Below are 13,355 nucleotides of genomic sequence, written 5' to 3' on the forward strand. Positions count from 1 at the left end.
GAGAAACCGACATGCCCGTATCGTTGAAAGACCGCAAAGTCCTGGTGATCGGCCGCGGCAGCGGGATCGCGCACGCGGTCACGCTGTCCGTGTTCGACGCCGGAGGCACCGTCGTGGTGGCCGGACGCGACCCCGACGCGCTCGCCGAGGCCTACTCCGACCCCCGCGTGACGGCCGAACGGGTCGATCTCACCGACGAGGCGAGCGTCGCCGCGCTGGCCGAGCGGCTCGGCACGATCGACCATGTGGTCTCCACCGCCTCGGCCCGCGCCCGCGGCGCGGTGGGCGATCTGGCCCACGACAGGGTGCTGAGTTCCTTCGACACCAAGGTCGTCGGCCCGATCCTGCTGGCGAAGCACCTCGCGCCCCGAATGCCGGAAGGCGGTTCGTTCGTCTTCTTCTCCGGCGCCTCCGCACGCAAGGTCATGCCCGGCATGCTGGCGGTGGGCGCGACGAACGCCGCCGTCGACGCACTCACCCGCGGCCTCGCGGTCGAGCTGGCCCCGATCCGCGTCAACGCCGTCTCCCCCGGCACCATCGACACCGGCGCCTACGACGGCCTCGGCGACCAGCGCAAGGCCGAACTCTTCGCCGCCCGCGAAGCCGACACACCGGCACACCGCGTCGGCCGCTCCGACGAGGTCGCCGACGCCGTGCTCTTCGCGCTCACCAGCACGTTCACCACCGGCGTCTCGCTGTCCGTGGACGGCGGTGAGTCCCTTGTCTGAGTCGCCCGTGGCGGCGTACCGGATCGAGGTGCTGACTCTTCCAGTCGCCGACGCCGACCGCGCGCTGCGGTTCTACACCGAACAGGCCGGCTTCACCCTCGACGTGGACTACCGTCCGGACCCCGGCTTCCGCGTCGTGCAGGTCACGCCGCCGGGCTCGGCGGCTTCGGTGCAGTTCGGCGTGGGCCTCACCGACGCCGAGCCGGGCACGTCCCGCGCGACCTACCTGGTGGTGCCGGACATCGAGGCCGCGCATCGCGAGCTGACCGCGCGGGACGTGCCGACCGGCCCGATCCGGCACAAGGCTCCGGTGGACGACTGGCGTGGCGACCTCGCCCCCGGCCCCGCACCCGACCGGCGCGACTATGCCAGCCTGTTCACCTTCGCCGACCCGGACGGCAACACCTGGACCGTGCAGGAACGCGGCTTCGGTCAGGCGGTTTCCTCGACCGAGACCCGGCCCGGGTAGAAGGCCACGTGGTTCTTGATCGGGGCGACCGCGTCGTAGGGCGTCTCGTAGATCCACACGGCGTTGGTGCCGTCGGAGATCCCGGCGAGGCTGAAATAGCCGGCGTCACCCTTGTACGGGCAGTAGGTGTGGTGGTCGGTGCGGCTGAGCACCGCGGCGTCCACGTCCTCGAGCGGGATGTACTGCACCGGCGGATAGTTCGCCTCGCGCAGCACCTGAGCGCGGGTGGTCTCGGCGACGATCCGGTCGCCGGCCCTGACCACGACGCGCGCGGGGTTCGGCTCGACCGTGATCGGATGGTCCGGCCCGGGGGTCTTCTGCTTCGGCATCGGTGTCCTCCTCCGCGCACGGGCGTGCGCCACCACCCAGCCTAGGCGCGTTCGGCCGCGGCGTGCCCCGGCGCGGTGCGGCGCAGCCAGAACAGCCCGATCACCGGCAGCACCAGCGGGATGAACAGGTACCCCTGGCCGTAGACCGACCACACCGTGGCATCCGGGAACGCCTGGCGGTCGAAGATGCTGAGCGTGCCGACCGCCAGCACACCGAGCAGCTCGATGCTGCAGGAGAACAGCGCGATCCGCCACCACCGCTCGCCGCCGCGGGCGAGCGCGACGGTCGCCAGGATGTAGACCACCGCGGCGAACGCGGAGAGCAGGTAGGCCAGCGGGGCCTCGTGGAACTTCGTGCCGATCTGCACGCCCGCCCGCGAGGTCGCGGCGAGCGCGAAGATCGCATACACCGCGACCAGGATCCGCCCGGGCCCGGTGGCCGTCCTACGCGCTTGCTCCACTCCACACCTCGTTCAGTCGCAGCACCATCACCGGGATGGCCAGGCAGGCGATACCGAGCACGACCGTGCTCGACCGGCTCCGCTCGGCCAGCGCCCATGCCGCACCGGCCGGCAGCACGACCAGGCAGCCGATCAGATAGGCCAGGTAGGTGGCGATGCTGCCCGGCCGCTGTCCGGACACCAGCAGCACCACGCCGATCACCAGCTGGGCGACCAGCAGCAGCTCCAGCACGGCGAGCGCGACGAGCAACGGGGTGTCCGGGAGCCGGTCGCGCACCGACTGCGTGAAGCTCCACACCGCGACGAGCAGGGCGCAACCCGCCACCGCTACCGCGAACCCGAAGATCACCCGTTCCTCCTTCTTCCTGCCCGGCCCAAACCTACCCGCCACCACCGTGGCCCCGGACGAGCGAGGTCGGTCCGGGTGGCCGGGGCCACCGGGAACGGTGCGTGCGAATGGGTTCACCGGAATGGGTTGATGACATTCTGCCAATTGTCCCGGGTTTCCGCTGCTCCACGCGCATTGCGCGGAGTAAACGACCAGCGTTACAGCTCGACCGAGTGGTAATAAATCACGCAGGGTTCCCGGAAAGACGCTCGCACACCATCACCCCCGCCCCTGATCAGCGGAGCCGAACCCCCGGGATGGCGGATTGGCCGCGACACCCCCACCGTGCGGGAATGGAGTTACCGCCCGACATCGGCCGGACGGCGTTTCACCGAAACGCAGAGGGGCCCTTTCCATGGATGTCCGCTACGAGGCATTCTGCTTCGCCGACCCACTGTTCTTCGACGAACAGCGGGACGATCCCGGCCCGGCCGACGACCTGGCGACGGACCTGCCCGCACCGGGACCGATGTGGACGGTGGGGACCCGCGGGATCTGGCGCGTCCTGCACCCGCGGGACCGGGATCTTCCCGAGCAGGGCTGGAAAATCCACGTGTCCGCCGGGATGGACAACGCCGATCGCGTCCTCGCACGGGTGCACGCGTACTGTCTCGCGCACCAGGTGGCGTACAAGCACCTGCGCTCCCGGGCGATCCTGCTGGCACGCAATTCGAAATACGCGTCCCGCGCCGGAAGCGGCAAGCTGATCACCATTTACCCGGACGACGAGCAGGCGTTGAGTCGGATTCTGGATGAGCTTTCAACCACGCTGGCAGGCGAGCACGGCGCCTATATCCTGAGCGATCTGCGCTACCGCGAAGGACCGCTTTACCTGCGTTACGGCGGATTCGCCGAACAGTGGACCGAACACGGCGGGACCAGGGTGCTCGCGATCCGCCGTCCGGACGGCACGCTGGTGCCGGACCGGCGGGAGCCCACGTTTTCGGTGCCGGATTGGGTGCCGATTCCGGAGTGCCTGTCCGAAAGCCTGGCCGCGCGCGGTGACGGCCCCCGGTTCCCGTACCGGGTGACCGGCTCGCTGCACTTCTCCAACGGCGGCGGCGTGTACCTGGCCGAAAGCGAGGCCGGCGGCGAGCCGGTGGTGCTGAAGGAGGCCCGGCCGCACGCCGGGATCGACCGCACCGGCGCCGACGCGGTCACCCGGCTGCGCCACGAGCACGAGATCCTCGACCGGCTGGCGGGCATTCCGGGCGTACCGCGGGTGCACGAGAGGTTCCTCGTGTGGGAGCACCACTACCTGGCCATGCAGTACCTGCCCGGCAGGTCGCTGGGCAGCTGGCTGGCCCGGCACTACCCGCTCACGCACAGTTCACGCACCGAAGCCGGCCTGCTGGCCTACCGCGAGCGGGCGTTGTCCGTACTGGCCCAGGTGGAGGCCCTGCTCGCGGAGATCCACCGGCGCGGGATCGTGTTCGGGGATCTGCACGGGCAGAACATCCTGGTGGACGACCAGGACGTGGTCTCGCTGATCGACTTCGAGATGGCCTTCGACGCCGGCTCCGGGGACCGGCCGGGACTCGGCGCACCGGGGTTCCGCGCACCGGCCGACCGCAGCGGGTTCGAGATCGACGAGCACGCGCTGGCGGCGCTGCGGCTGTGGCTGTTCCTTCCGCTGGTCATGCTGCTGGAGCTGGCGCCGGGGAAGCTCCGCGGCGTCGCGGACTTCGCCGGGAAGCGGTTCCACCTGCCCGCCGGCTACACCGACGGCCTGGTCTCCGTGCTCTCTCCCCGCACCGATCCGCCCGCCACGACGCGCACCGAGCTGGACGAGGACCGGCCCGACTGGTCGCTGGTGCGCAAGCAGATCGCCGAAGGCGTGCTCGCGAGCGCGACGCCGGACCGCGCCGACCGGCTGTTCCCCGGCGACATCGAGCAGTTCCGCTCGGGTGGCGCGAACTTCGGCGTCGGTGCCGCGGGAGTGCTGCACTCGCTGCACGTCGCCGGCGCCGGCCGTTATCCCGAACACGAACAGTGGCTGCTGACCGCGGTCCGCCGGGAACCTCCCACGCGACCGGGCTTCTTCGACGGCAGCCACGGCATCGCCTACGTGCTCGAGGAATTCGGCTACTCCGAGGAGGCCGACCGGCTGCTCGCCGCTTCGCAGGCGCTGGTCGAGCAGACCACCGACCACGGCTTCGAAGGCGGGCTGGCCGGGATCGGCCTCACCCGGCTGCACCTGGCGACCGGCCGCGGCGACAACGAGTCCGGACGTCAGGCGCTGGACATCGCGGTGCGGCTGGCCGACGCACTGGAGACCGCGGCGCCGCCGGGTCGCTTCGCCAGGGCCGGGCTGTTGAACGGCTGGTCCGGACCGGCGCTGCTGTTCCTGCGGCTGTACGAGCGGACCGGGGAAACGGCGTGGCTGGCGTTCGCCGAGCAGGCGCTGGACCGTGATCTGGAGGAATGCGTCGCGGCGGACGACGGCTCACTGCAGGTCCGCGACGGCATGCGGCGCATGCTGCCCTACGCCGGGATCGGCAGTGCCGGAATCCTGCTGGTCGCCGAGCAGCTGGCCCGGCACCGCCCGCAAGCGCGGGTGTGCCGGAGCCTGCCCGCGTTGCGGGAGGCGTGCCGCGGGGAGTTCGTGATCCATCCCGGCCTGCTGTACGGCCGGTGCGGGCTGGCCGCCGCGCTGGCGGCGGCCGCCGAACCGGACCGGCGGGCCCGGGAGGCGATCGACCTGCACCTGGCGCGGCTTTCCTGGCACGCCGTGCCGTTCCGCGGCGGGCTGGCCTTTCCCGGCAACCAGCTGCTGCGCCTGTCGACCGACGTCAGCACCGGCAGCGCGGGGGTCCTCCGCACGCTCGCCGCACTCCTGGACGGCACGGAACTGCTGCCCTTCCTGGGCACCGTGGCGTCCCCGCACACCCCCGGCCGCTGAGCGCCGGTGGACTCCGAGAGAAGGGAACATCATGGAACACGTTCTGGAACTGCAGGCCCTGGAGACCCCTGAAGCACTCGAGGGGCACGACGGACTCGACCACCACGGCCACGACCACAGTCACCTGAGTCTGCACTGTGGTTACAGCGGGCTCAGTCTGCTTCTCTGCGACTGAACCGGAAGGGGACGGGAGCGGCGCAGGCCAAGTGCGCCGCTCCCGTCCGTCATTCTGCCCCGGCGAGGCGCACCGAGGGGAAGCGACATGGCCGGATCCGCCGATCGACTGCTGCGCTCGGTCGCCCTGCTCGACCGTCCCCGGCTGGCCGCGGTCGTCGTGGCCTCGCTGGTCTCCACGGGGGCCGGCCTGCTGCTTCCGGGCGCGCTGGCGGCGGCCACGGACGCGGTGCTCGGCGGCCGGAACAGCACCGCCGCCGTGCTGTGGCTGCTCGCCGTGGGTGGCGCGGAGATCATCGCGGACGCGGCCGGAGTGGTGCTGCCCGCGCGGCTGACCAGCGACGCGAGTGCGTGGCTGCGCCGGCGCGTGACCGATCGCCTGCTCGCGCTCGGGGTCGGCTCGCCGTTCGCCGCGGGGGACGCGGTGAGCCGGGTGTCCGGCGACTGCGCGATGGCAGGCCGGGTTTCGGCGGTGTCGGTGCAGCTGGTGTCGACCGGAGTGCTGTCCTCCGGCGCGGTGGTGCTGCTGGCCGTGCTGGACTGGCGGTTGGCGCTGGTGTTCCTGGTCAGTGTCCCGTTCGCCTTGCTGCTGGCGCGGTCCCATCTGCGCGGTACCGCCGATGATGTACTGACCTACCAACGGGTTTCCGGTGAGCTGGGGGCCCGCCTGCTGGACGCGGTCACCGGGTTGCGGACGATCGCCGCGTCCGGCACCGCGGAGGCGGAGGCGGCGCGGGTGCTGCGTCCGTTGCCGCGGCTGAACGTGGCCGGGCGCGGCATGTGGCGGACGCAAGCGCGGATGGTCTGGCGCGCGGGTCTGCTGCTGCCGGCGGTGGAACTCGCCACGCTGACCGCGGCCGGTTTCGGCGTACTGGCCGGGCGGCTGAGCACCGGCGATGTACTGGCCGCGCTCGGTTATGTCGCGCTCGGCCTCGGTCTGGTCACGCAGATTCCGTTGCTCACCACGTTGTCGCGGGTTCGTTCGGCCGCGCAGCGGATCACCGAGGTCCTCGACACCGACGTTCCGGCGCCCGGCGAACTCGGTCCGTTGCGGGGAAACGGCACGCTGGAGCTGCGCGGTGTCACCGTGGACGGTGCGCTCACCGACGTCGACCTCACCATTCCCGGCGGATCGTTCACCGCGGTGGTGGGCAGCTCCGGGTCGGGTAAGTCCACTGTGGTCGATCTGCTGGCCGGGTTGCGTCGCCCCGGCGCCGGGCAGGCGCTGCTGGACGGACGCGACCTCACCGTGCTGCGCCCGGACGAGCTGCGGGCCCGCATCGCGTACGCCTCCGATCAGCCCGCGTTGCTGGGCGAGACGGTCGCCGACGCCGTGGGCTACGGATCATGGGCAGCCGCCCCGGCACTCGGCGTGGCCTGCCGCACCGCCCGCATTCACGACGCCATCGCCCGCCTGCCGCAGGGCTACCGGACTCCGATGGCCGAAACCCCGCTGTCCGGCGGAGAAGCCGCGCGGGTCGGCCTCGCCCGCGCACTCGCGCGCAACCCGCGCGTGCTGCTGCTCGACGACGCCACCGCCAGCCTCGACACGGTCACCGAACGCGCCGTCACGGCCGAGCTGGGCCACCGCCGCACCCGCATCATCGTCACGCACCGAGCCGCCATGGCCGCCCGAGCCGACTTCGTGGTGTGGCTCGAAGCCGGCCACGTCCGCGCAGTCGGCCCGCACGCCCGGCTGTGGCAGCTACCGCGATACCGCTCCGTCTTCACGGAGGAGTCATGATCACCCAGCCACGCTGGCCCACCCTGCCTCCCGCCAGCCAGACGCCGCCCGGGATGCGGCACCCTGACCGGAACGCACTGACCGGACAGTGGCGCGGCGGCCTGGTCCTGCCGGCCTGGTCCCGACTGTGCCAACTACCGGCTCACCGCTCCGCGACCACGGAGCAGCCATGACCACCCAGCCACACCGACCCACCCGACGTCCCCCCGGCCGGACTGCCCGCAAGTCGCCGTCCGGGATGCGACACCTCTACTGGAACGCGCTGGCCGGGCAGTGGCGTGGCGGTCTGGTCCTGCTGGCCTGTTCCGTACTGGAAGGGTTGCCGGCGTTCTTCTCCGGACGGCTCGTGGAGCTGGCCGTCGACCGGGGGTTCGGCGTCGGGCGGCCGGGGCCCGGCGTCGCGTGGCTCGGGGCGTTCGGGCTCGCCGCGCTCGCCGGCGCGGTCGGGTCCCGGCTCGTGTGGCGGCAGCTGGGCACGGTCGTCGAGCCGTTGCGCGACGCGCTGGTGACCGCCGTCGTCCGCGGTGTGCTGCACGACCCCACGCCGCCGCGGACCGGGCCGGACGCCAGCGGGGTCGCGCGGATCACCCAGCATGTCGAGGTGGTTCGCGACGCCACCGGCGGGCTGCTGGTACAGGCCCGAGGCATGGTCGTGACCACCGCGGCGGCGATCGCCGGGCTGGTCACCGTGGCCGGCGCGCTCGTCCTGCCCGTCGCCGTTCCGGTCGTGCTCGCGCTGGCCGGGTTCGCCGTGCTGCTGCGGTCACTCGCCCGCCGTCAACGCGCACTGACGCTGGCCGACGAACGCACCGCGGCCACCATCGGCTCGGTGCTCGGCGGGGTGCGCGACGTCGTCGCCTGCGGGGCCGAACCCGTCGCCGCGCTCGAGGTCGACCAGGCCGTCGACGCGCAGGCGGCCGCCGCGGTCCGGGTCGCCCGTTCCAGCGCACTGCGGTCGCTGGTCGTCTCCCTCGGCGGGTTCGCGCCGCTGGTGCTCGCGCTCGCACTGGCCCCGGCCATGGTCGCCCGCGGCGAGCTGACCGCGGGTGCTGCCCTCGGCGCGCTCGTGTACCTGGCCACCACCATGCAACCGGCGATCCGCGGGCTCGCCGCCACCGTCGCCACCGTCGTGCTCCGGCTGTTCGTCGCGCTGCGCCGGCTCGCCGAGACCACCGCCGTTCCCGAGTCCCGCCCGGCCGGCGGGATTCCCGCCGGGCCCGTCCTCACCGTGCGGGCCCTGACCTTCCGCTGGGGAGCCGCACCGGAACCGGTGGTCAACGGCCTGAACCTCGACCTGTGTCCGGGTGAGCACCTGGCCGTCGTGGGCCCGAGCGGGATCGGCAAGTCGACCCTCGCCGGGCTGCTCACCGGTCTGCTGCCGCCCCAGCACGGTCAGGTCCGGCTCGGCGGGGTTCCCGTGACCGAACTGTCCGAGCGGGCCCGCCACCTGGTCCTCGTCCCGCAGCAGGCCTACGTGTTCGCCGGGACCGTGCGCGAAAACCTCGCCCTCTTCCACCCCGGCGCCCCCGACCACCACCTCACCGCGGCCGCCGAAGCCGTCGGCGCCGCCGCGCTGCTCGCCCGCTTCGGCGGGCTCGACACCGAGCTCGGCCACGGCGCGGAAGGACTTTCTGCCGGGGAAGCGCAGCTCATCGCACTCGCGCGGGCCTACGCCTCGCCCGCCCGCATCGTCGTCCTCGACGAGGCAACCTCCACTTTGGACCCAGCAGCCGAGGTTCGTGCCGAGCGCGCCTTCGCCACTCGCGGCGGCAGCCTCGTCGTGATCGCGCACCGGCTGTCGTCGGCAGTCCGCGCGCAGCGCGTGCTTCTGCTCGACGGACGCGAGACCCTGCTCGGCCCGCACCACGAACTCGTCGCCGCGGCACCGCGGTACGCCGAGATGATGCGGGCGTGGCTGCCGGAGCCACCACAGCCATTGCCGGCGAATCCCCTCGAGGGCTGCTCGGTCAGTGGGATCCGGTGAGTTCGCCCCGAATTCACCTTCACCCGTTCAGTCCAGCCGGCCGGGCTCCGGGCCCAGTACCTGAGCAAACACCGGTAAGGGCCCCGCGACACCCGGTAACCATCGTCACGACGCGCTCGCCGGGCCCGAACAGCGGCACCGCAGGGAGTTCTTTCGTGATAGAAACCGGGGCTGTTCCGTTCCGTGGCTCCGCGAAGGGTGTCGTGCAGGTATGTCGAGCACAATGTGACGACCACCACCGGCACTCGCCGCCGTGCCCCCTTCCCCCGCCGGGTTACCGGCTTTCGCCGAGGATGAATCATCGTGCAGAACAAGGACGAGCCCGGCAAGGCGTACGACAAGTCGATCCGGAAGAGGCTGACCCGGACCGTGCTCATCCCGAGCATCACCCTGCTGGTGCTGTGGACCGGGCTCTCGGCGTACTTCTTCATCAACGGCCTGTACGTGCGGCTCGTCGCCGTCTCCGTGCGTGACGTGTCCATCCCGGCGCTCACCGCGCTGTCCTCACTGCAGCAGGAACGCCAGGACACCCTGCAGTACCTGGACAACACGGCCGCCGGACCACAGCAGTTGCAGCAGCAGCAACGCGACACCGACGGCAAGCTCAAGGGGTTGCAGACCGCCTTCGACTCCGCCATTTCCAGCGCCCCGGACGAGATCGCGACCAAGATCACCGCGCTGCGCGCCCAGCTCGACCAGCTGCCGGTGCTGCGCTCGCAGGCCAACTTCCGCAGCATCGATCGCGCACAGGTCAACAGCTACTACAACGGTGTGCTCGACTCGGCCGCGACGCTGTTCGACACCCAGGCACGCGTCGTGCCGGACTCCCAGGCAGTGCAGGGCGCGATTTCCGCGACCACGCTCTTCCGCGCCAGCGACCTGATGTCCAGGGAAACCTCGCTGGTGTCCAGCGCGCTGACGAGCGGTTCCTTCTCGCCGGAGGATTTCGCGGCCTTCACCCGGCTCTCCGGGTTCTACCGCACGCAGCTGGACCAGATCGCCCCGTTCCTCGAGCCGGCGGTCCAGCAGCACTACCGCGCGCTCGTGGACAGTGATGCGTGGCAACGGCTCAACGCCGGGGAGACGGCGCTGATCCAGCACGGCCCGTGGACGCCGGCCGACGACGACACCGTGCCGGTCGGCGCGGCCGACTGGCAGGCCCTCACCACCCAGGTCTCGGACCAGCTGACCCAGCTCACCGCCGAACAGGCCGACCAGGTGTCGGCCGCCGCCATCGACTCCGGCAACTCGCAGCTGCGCAACGCGATCATCGGCAGTGTCCTCGTGCTGCTCGCGTCGCTGGCCGCGATCATCGTCGCGGTGCGGGTCTCGCGCTCACTCGTCGACCGGGCGCTGATGACCCGGCTGGCCCGGCTGCGCAACGATTCACTGGACCTGGCCCGCAACCGGCTGCCCGGCATCGTCAGCAGGCTGCGCAACGGCGAACCGGTGGACGTGACCGCCGAACTGCCGAAACTCGACCACGGCCGCGACGAGATCGGCCAGGTGGCCGAGGCGTTCAACCTCGCGCAGACGACCGCGGTCACCGCCGCGGCGGACGAGGCGAAGGCCCGCAGCGGCGTGCACAACGTGTTCCTCGGCATCGCGCACCGCAACCAGGTGCTGGTGCACCGGCAGCTGCAGATCATCGACGAGATGGAAAGCCGCGAGGAGAACTCGACCCAGCTCGCGTCGCTGTTCCAGCTCGACCACCTCGCCGCGCGTGCCCGGCGGACCACCGAGAACCTGATCATCCTCGGCGGCAAGCAGCCCGGCAGGCGCTGGCGCAAGCCGGTGACGCTGATGGAAATCCTGCGTGCGGCGGTGTCCGAGACCGAGCAGTACTCGCGGGTGCAGGTCGAGCAGGTGCCGGACGTGGCGATCGCCGGGACGGCGGTGGCCGACACGATCCACCTGATCGCCGAACTGGTGGACAACGCGACGTCGTTCTCCCCGCCCGGTTCGCCGGTCGAGGTGACCAGCCGGGTGGTCGCGCGCGGCGTCGTCGTCGACGTGTCCGACCAGGGGCTGGGCATGAAGGAGGGCGTGCGGGACTGGGCGAACGCGATGATGGCCGACGCGCCCGAGTTCGACGCGATGGCGTTGCGCGCGGACTCCAGCCTCGGCCTGTTCGTGGTCGCTCGGCTGGCCTCGCGGCTGGGCATCACGGTCACCTTCGACCCTTCGCGCTACGGCGGCACCAGGGCCACCGTGCTCGTCCCGTCCCAGCACCTGGCCGGCGAGCACCCGGACGGCGAGCACGAGGACGAGACCCCGGTGCTCGCCCCGGTGGGCGGCCCCGCCGAACCGGAGGAATCCCCGGGTTCCGCCGCTGCGCTGCCCGCTCGGGTACCGGCTCGCGCCGCCAAGCCCCGGCCGTACCCGGCACGTCCGTGGCCTTCCCCGGAGACCGCGGCGGCCGCACCGGATTCCGCTGCGGCCCCGTCGCGCCCCGCGGAACCCGTCGCACGCCCACCGCGGCACGCGGAACCCGCCGCGGGCGAAGAGGATCTCAGCCGCCTGCAGGGTGACCAGCGACCCCGGCTGCCCCGCCGACAGCCACAGCAGAACCTGGTCGCCCAGCTGCAGGACGATCCGGGCGCCGAAGCGGTCGACGTCGAGGGCACCGGGGAGACCACCGCCCGCACGCTCACTGCGTTCCACAAGGGCACACGCCGTGCACGAGGCGGCCCGAATGACCGCTGAGGCCGCCCGCGACCGCGATACTGCACAGAGCACACCGCCACGAACCGAAAGTCAGGGTCTGTCCGCATGAACGAGTACGGGACCGCCAAACCCGACCTCAACTGGCTGCTCGACGACGTCGTCAACCGCGTCGTCGGCGCGCAGAACGCGATCGTGCTCTCCGCCGACGGGCTGCTGCTCGGCAAATCGGCCGGGATGAGCAAGGACGACTCCGATCAGCTCTCCGCCATCGCGTCCAGCCTGCAGAGTCTCGCCAAGGGGGTGAGCAGGCAGTTCAACCGCGGTCCGGTGCTGCAGAACATGATCGAGATGGAGCGCGGCTACCTGTTCGTCTCGGCCGCGGGGCAGGGTGCCTGCCTTGCCGTGCTCGCCGGTGCCGACGTGGACGTCGAAATGATCGCCTACGAGATGAACCGGCTGGTCAAGCGGGTCGGCGACTATCTCGCCTCGGCGCCGCGCGAGGCCGCGAACCTGTTGCGGGAGGCCACGTGAGCGACGACAACTGGTACGACGAGGCGGCCGGCCCCCTGGTCCGGCCCTACACGATCACCAGCGGCCGGACCCCGTCCGAGCACAGCACGCTCGACCTGTCCACCCAGGTGATGACCCTGCAGACGGACTCCGCGCCCCGCGGGCTCGGGCCGGAGCACCTGACGATCACGCAGCTGTGCCGGCGTCCGTTGTCGATCGCCGAGATCGCCGTGTACGTGAAGCTGCCACTCGGCGTCGTCCGGGTGCTGTGCGGCGATCTGATCGACCGCGGACTCGTCATCACCCGTGCCCCCTCCCAGCGCCCGGCGCAGGCGCCGGACCACGAAACTCTCCAGGCGGTTCTCGATGGACTCATCAAGCTCTGAGCACCGGGGAACGGACACGGTCCCGACCCCGGTCAAGATCATCATCGCGGGCGGTTTCGGTGCCGGGAAGACCACCATGGTCGGCTCGGTCAGCGAGATCCCGCCGTTGTCCACCGAGGAGGTGCTGACCGAGGCGAGCGCGGGCGTCGACGATCTGTCCGGTGTGGAGCGGAAGAGCACCACCACGGTGGCACTCGACTTCGGCCGGATCACCATCTCGCCGCGGCACGTGCTGTACCTGTTCGGCACGCCGGGCCAGGAACGCTTCTGGTTCATGTGGGACGACCTGGCCCGCGGCGCCATCGGCACCATCGTGCTGGTCGACACCCGTCGGCTGGAGACCAGCTTCGCCGCGGTCGACTTCTTCGAACGGCGCAAGATCCCGTTCATCGTCGCGGTGAACTGCTTCGACAACGCGCCGCGCTACACCGCCGACGAGATCCGCGAGGCGCTCGTCGTGCCGGACCGGGTACCGCTCGTGATGTGCGACGCCCGCCAGCGCGACTCCAGCAAGATCGCGTTGATCCGGCTGGTGAAACACGCCATGACGATCGTGCCGCAGCCCGCCTGACCTTTCGTGCGTGAAGGCCTCCCTCGGGGAATCCGGTTCCCT

The 13,355-nt window shown here is 71.4% G+C and carries 13 protein-coding genes; 10 read left to right on the forward strand and 3 right to left on the reverse strand.

Annotated features, from left to right (window positions below):
• Window positions 1–11: 11 nt before the first annotated feature.
• Both BJY18_RS21360 and BJY18_RS21365 read left to right on the forward strand, forming a co-directional pair.
• Window positions 12–728, forward strand: coding sequence for an SDR family oxidoreductase (locus BJY18_RS21360; protein ID WP_184781640.1), 717 nt, complete (start codon window positions 12–14; stop codon window positions 726–728).
• Window positions 721–1,197, forward strand: coding sequence for a VOC family protein (locus BJY18_RS21365; protein ID WP_221457890.1), 477 nt, complete (start codon window positions 721–723; stop codon window positions 1,195–1,197). The genes BJY18_RS21360 and BJY18_RS21365 overlap by 8 nt, the downstream gene beginning before the upstream one ends.
• Here BJY18_RS21365 and BJY18_RS21370 read toward each other — a convergent pair.
• From BJY18_RS21370 to BJY18_RS21380, 3 genes are read right to left on the reverse strand one after another with little or no spacing between them, the layout of a single operon-like run.
• On the reverse strand, window positions 1,161–1,526 hold the full coding sequence (locus BJY18_RS21370) for a DUF427 domain-containing protein (protein WP_184781641.1): 366 nt from the start codon (window positions 1,524–1,526) through the stop codon (window positions 1,161–1,163). The genes BJY18_RS21365 and BJY18_RS21370 overlap by 37 nt on opposite strands.
• A gap of 41 nt (window positions 1,527–1,567) precedes the next feature.
• Complete coding sequence (locus BJY18_RS21375) at window positions 1,568–1,948, reverse strand: hypothetical protein (protein WP_312874115.1); 381 nt, start codon at window positions 1,946–1,948, stop codon at window positions 1,568–1,570.
• 22 nt (window positions 1,949–1,970) lie between these two features.
• On the reverse strand, window positions 1,971–2,336 hold the full coding sequence (locus BJY18_RS21380; RefSeq protein ID WP_184781643.1) for a hypothetical protein: 366 nt from the start codon (window positions 2,334–2,336) through the stop codon (window positions 1,971–1,973).
• A 394-nt stretch (window positions 2,337–2,730) separates the two neighbouring features.
• Between BJY18_RS21380 and lanKC the strand changes: the two genes are divergently transcribed.
• From lanKC to BJY18_RS21420, 8 genes are all read left to right on the forward strand, one after another.
• Window positions 2,731–5,277, forward strand: a complete 2,547-nt coding sequence (lanKC, locus tag BJY18_RS21385) for a class III lanthionine synthetase LanKC (RefSeq protein ID WP_184781644.1) — start codon at window positions 2,731–2,733, stop codon at window positions 5,275–5,277.
• A 31-nt stretch (window positions 5,278–5,308) separates the two neighbouring features.
• Entirely contained in the window at window positions 5,309–5,452 is a 144-nt protein-coding gene (locus BJY18_RS21390; protein WP_184781645.1) for a class III lanthipeptide, read from the forward strand.
• 87 nt (window positions 5,453–5,539) lie between these two features.
• Complete coding sequence (locus BJY18_RS21395) at window positions 5,540–7,195, forward strand: ABC transporter ATP-binding protein (RefSeq protein WP_184781646.1); 1,656 nt, start codon at window positions 5,540–5,542, stop codon at window positions 7,193–7,195.
• Between the two features lie 238 nt (window positions 7,196–7,433).
• Entirely contained in the window at window positions 7,434–9,179 is a 1,746-nt protein-coding gene (locus tag BJY18_RS21400; RefSeq protein ID WP_184784757.1) for an ATP-binding cassette domain-containing protein, read from the forward strand.
• Window positions 9,180–9,482: 303 nt separating this feature from the next.
• On the forward strand, window positions 9,483–11,885 hold the full coding sequence (locus BJY18_RS21405; RefSeq protein ID WP_184781647.1) for a sensor histidine kinase: 2,403 nt from the start codon (window positions 9,483–9,485) through the stop codon (window positions 11,883–11,885).
• A 66-nt stretch (window positions 11,886–11,951) separates the two neighbouring features.
• A complete protein-coding gene (locus BJY18_RS21410) occupies window positions 11,952–12,377 on the forward strand; it encodes a roadblock/LC7 domain-containing protein (RefSeq protein WP_184781648.1) in 426 nt (141 codons plus the stop codon).
• Window positions 12,374–12,742 (forward strand): DUF742 domain-containing protein, encoded by a 369-nt coding sequence (locus BJY18_RS21415; RefSeq protein ID WP_184781649.1) that lies wholly within the window; start codon window positions 12,374–12,376, stop codon window positions 12,740–12,742. The genes BJY18_RS21410 and BJY18_RS21415 overlap by 4 nt, the downstream gene beginning before the upstream one ends.
• Window positions 12,723–13,313, forward strand: a complete 591-nt coding sequence (locus tag BJY18_RS21420) for a GTP-binding protein (RefSeq protein WP_184781650.1) — start codon at window positions 12,723–12,725, stop codon at window positions 13,311–13,313. Before BJY18_RS21415 ends, BJY18_RS21420 begins: the two co-directional genes overlap by 20 nt.
• The last annotated feature ends 42 nt before the right edge of the window (window positions 13,314–13,355 follow it).

The sequence above is a fragment of the Amycolatopsis jiangsuensis genome, from assembly GCF_014204865.1.
GTDB lineage: Bacteria > Actinomycetota > Actinomycetes > Mycobacteriales > Pseudonocardiaceae > Amycolatopsis > Amycolatopsis jiangsuensis.

Coding starts and splice junctions, on each gene's coding strand:
- BJY18_RS21370 (WP_184781641.1), bottom strand. CDS start 1,526: ATGCCGAAGCAGAAGACCCCCGGGCCGGACCATCCGATCACGGTCGAG.
- BJY18_RS21360 (WP_184781640.1), top strand. CDS start 12: ATGCCCGTATCGTTGAAAGACCGCAAAGTCCTGGTGATCGGCCGCGGC.
- BJY18_RS21420 (WP_184781650.1), top strand. CDS start 12,723: ATGGACTCATCAAGCTCTGAGCACCGGGGAACGGACACGGTCCCGACC.
- BJY18_RS21400 (WP_184784757.1), top strand. CDS start 7,434: ATGCGACACCTCTACTGGAACGCGCTGGCCGGGCAGTGGCGTGGCGGT.
- BJY18_RS21410 (WP_184781648.1), top strand. CDS start 11,952: ATGAACGAGTACGGGACCGCCAAACCCGACCTCAACTGGCTGCTCGAC.
- BJY18_RS21390 (WP_184781645.1), top strand. CDS start 5,309: ATGGAACACGTTCTGGAACTGCAGGCCCTGGAGACCCCTGAAGCACTC.
- lanKC (WP_184781644.1), top strand. CDS start 2,731: ATGGATGTCCGCTACGAGGCATTCTGCTTCGCCGACCCACTGTTCTTC.
- BJY18_RS21395 (WP_184781646.1), top strand. CDS start 5,540: ATGGCCGGATCCGCCGATCGACTGCTGCGCTCGGTCGCCCTGCTCGAC.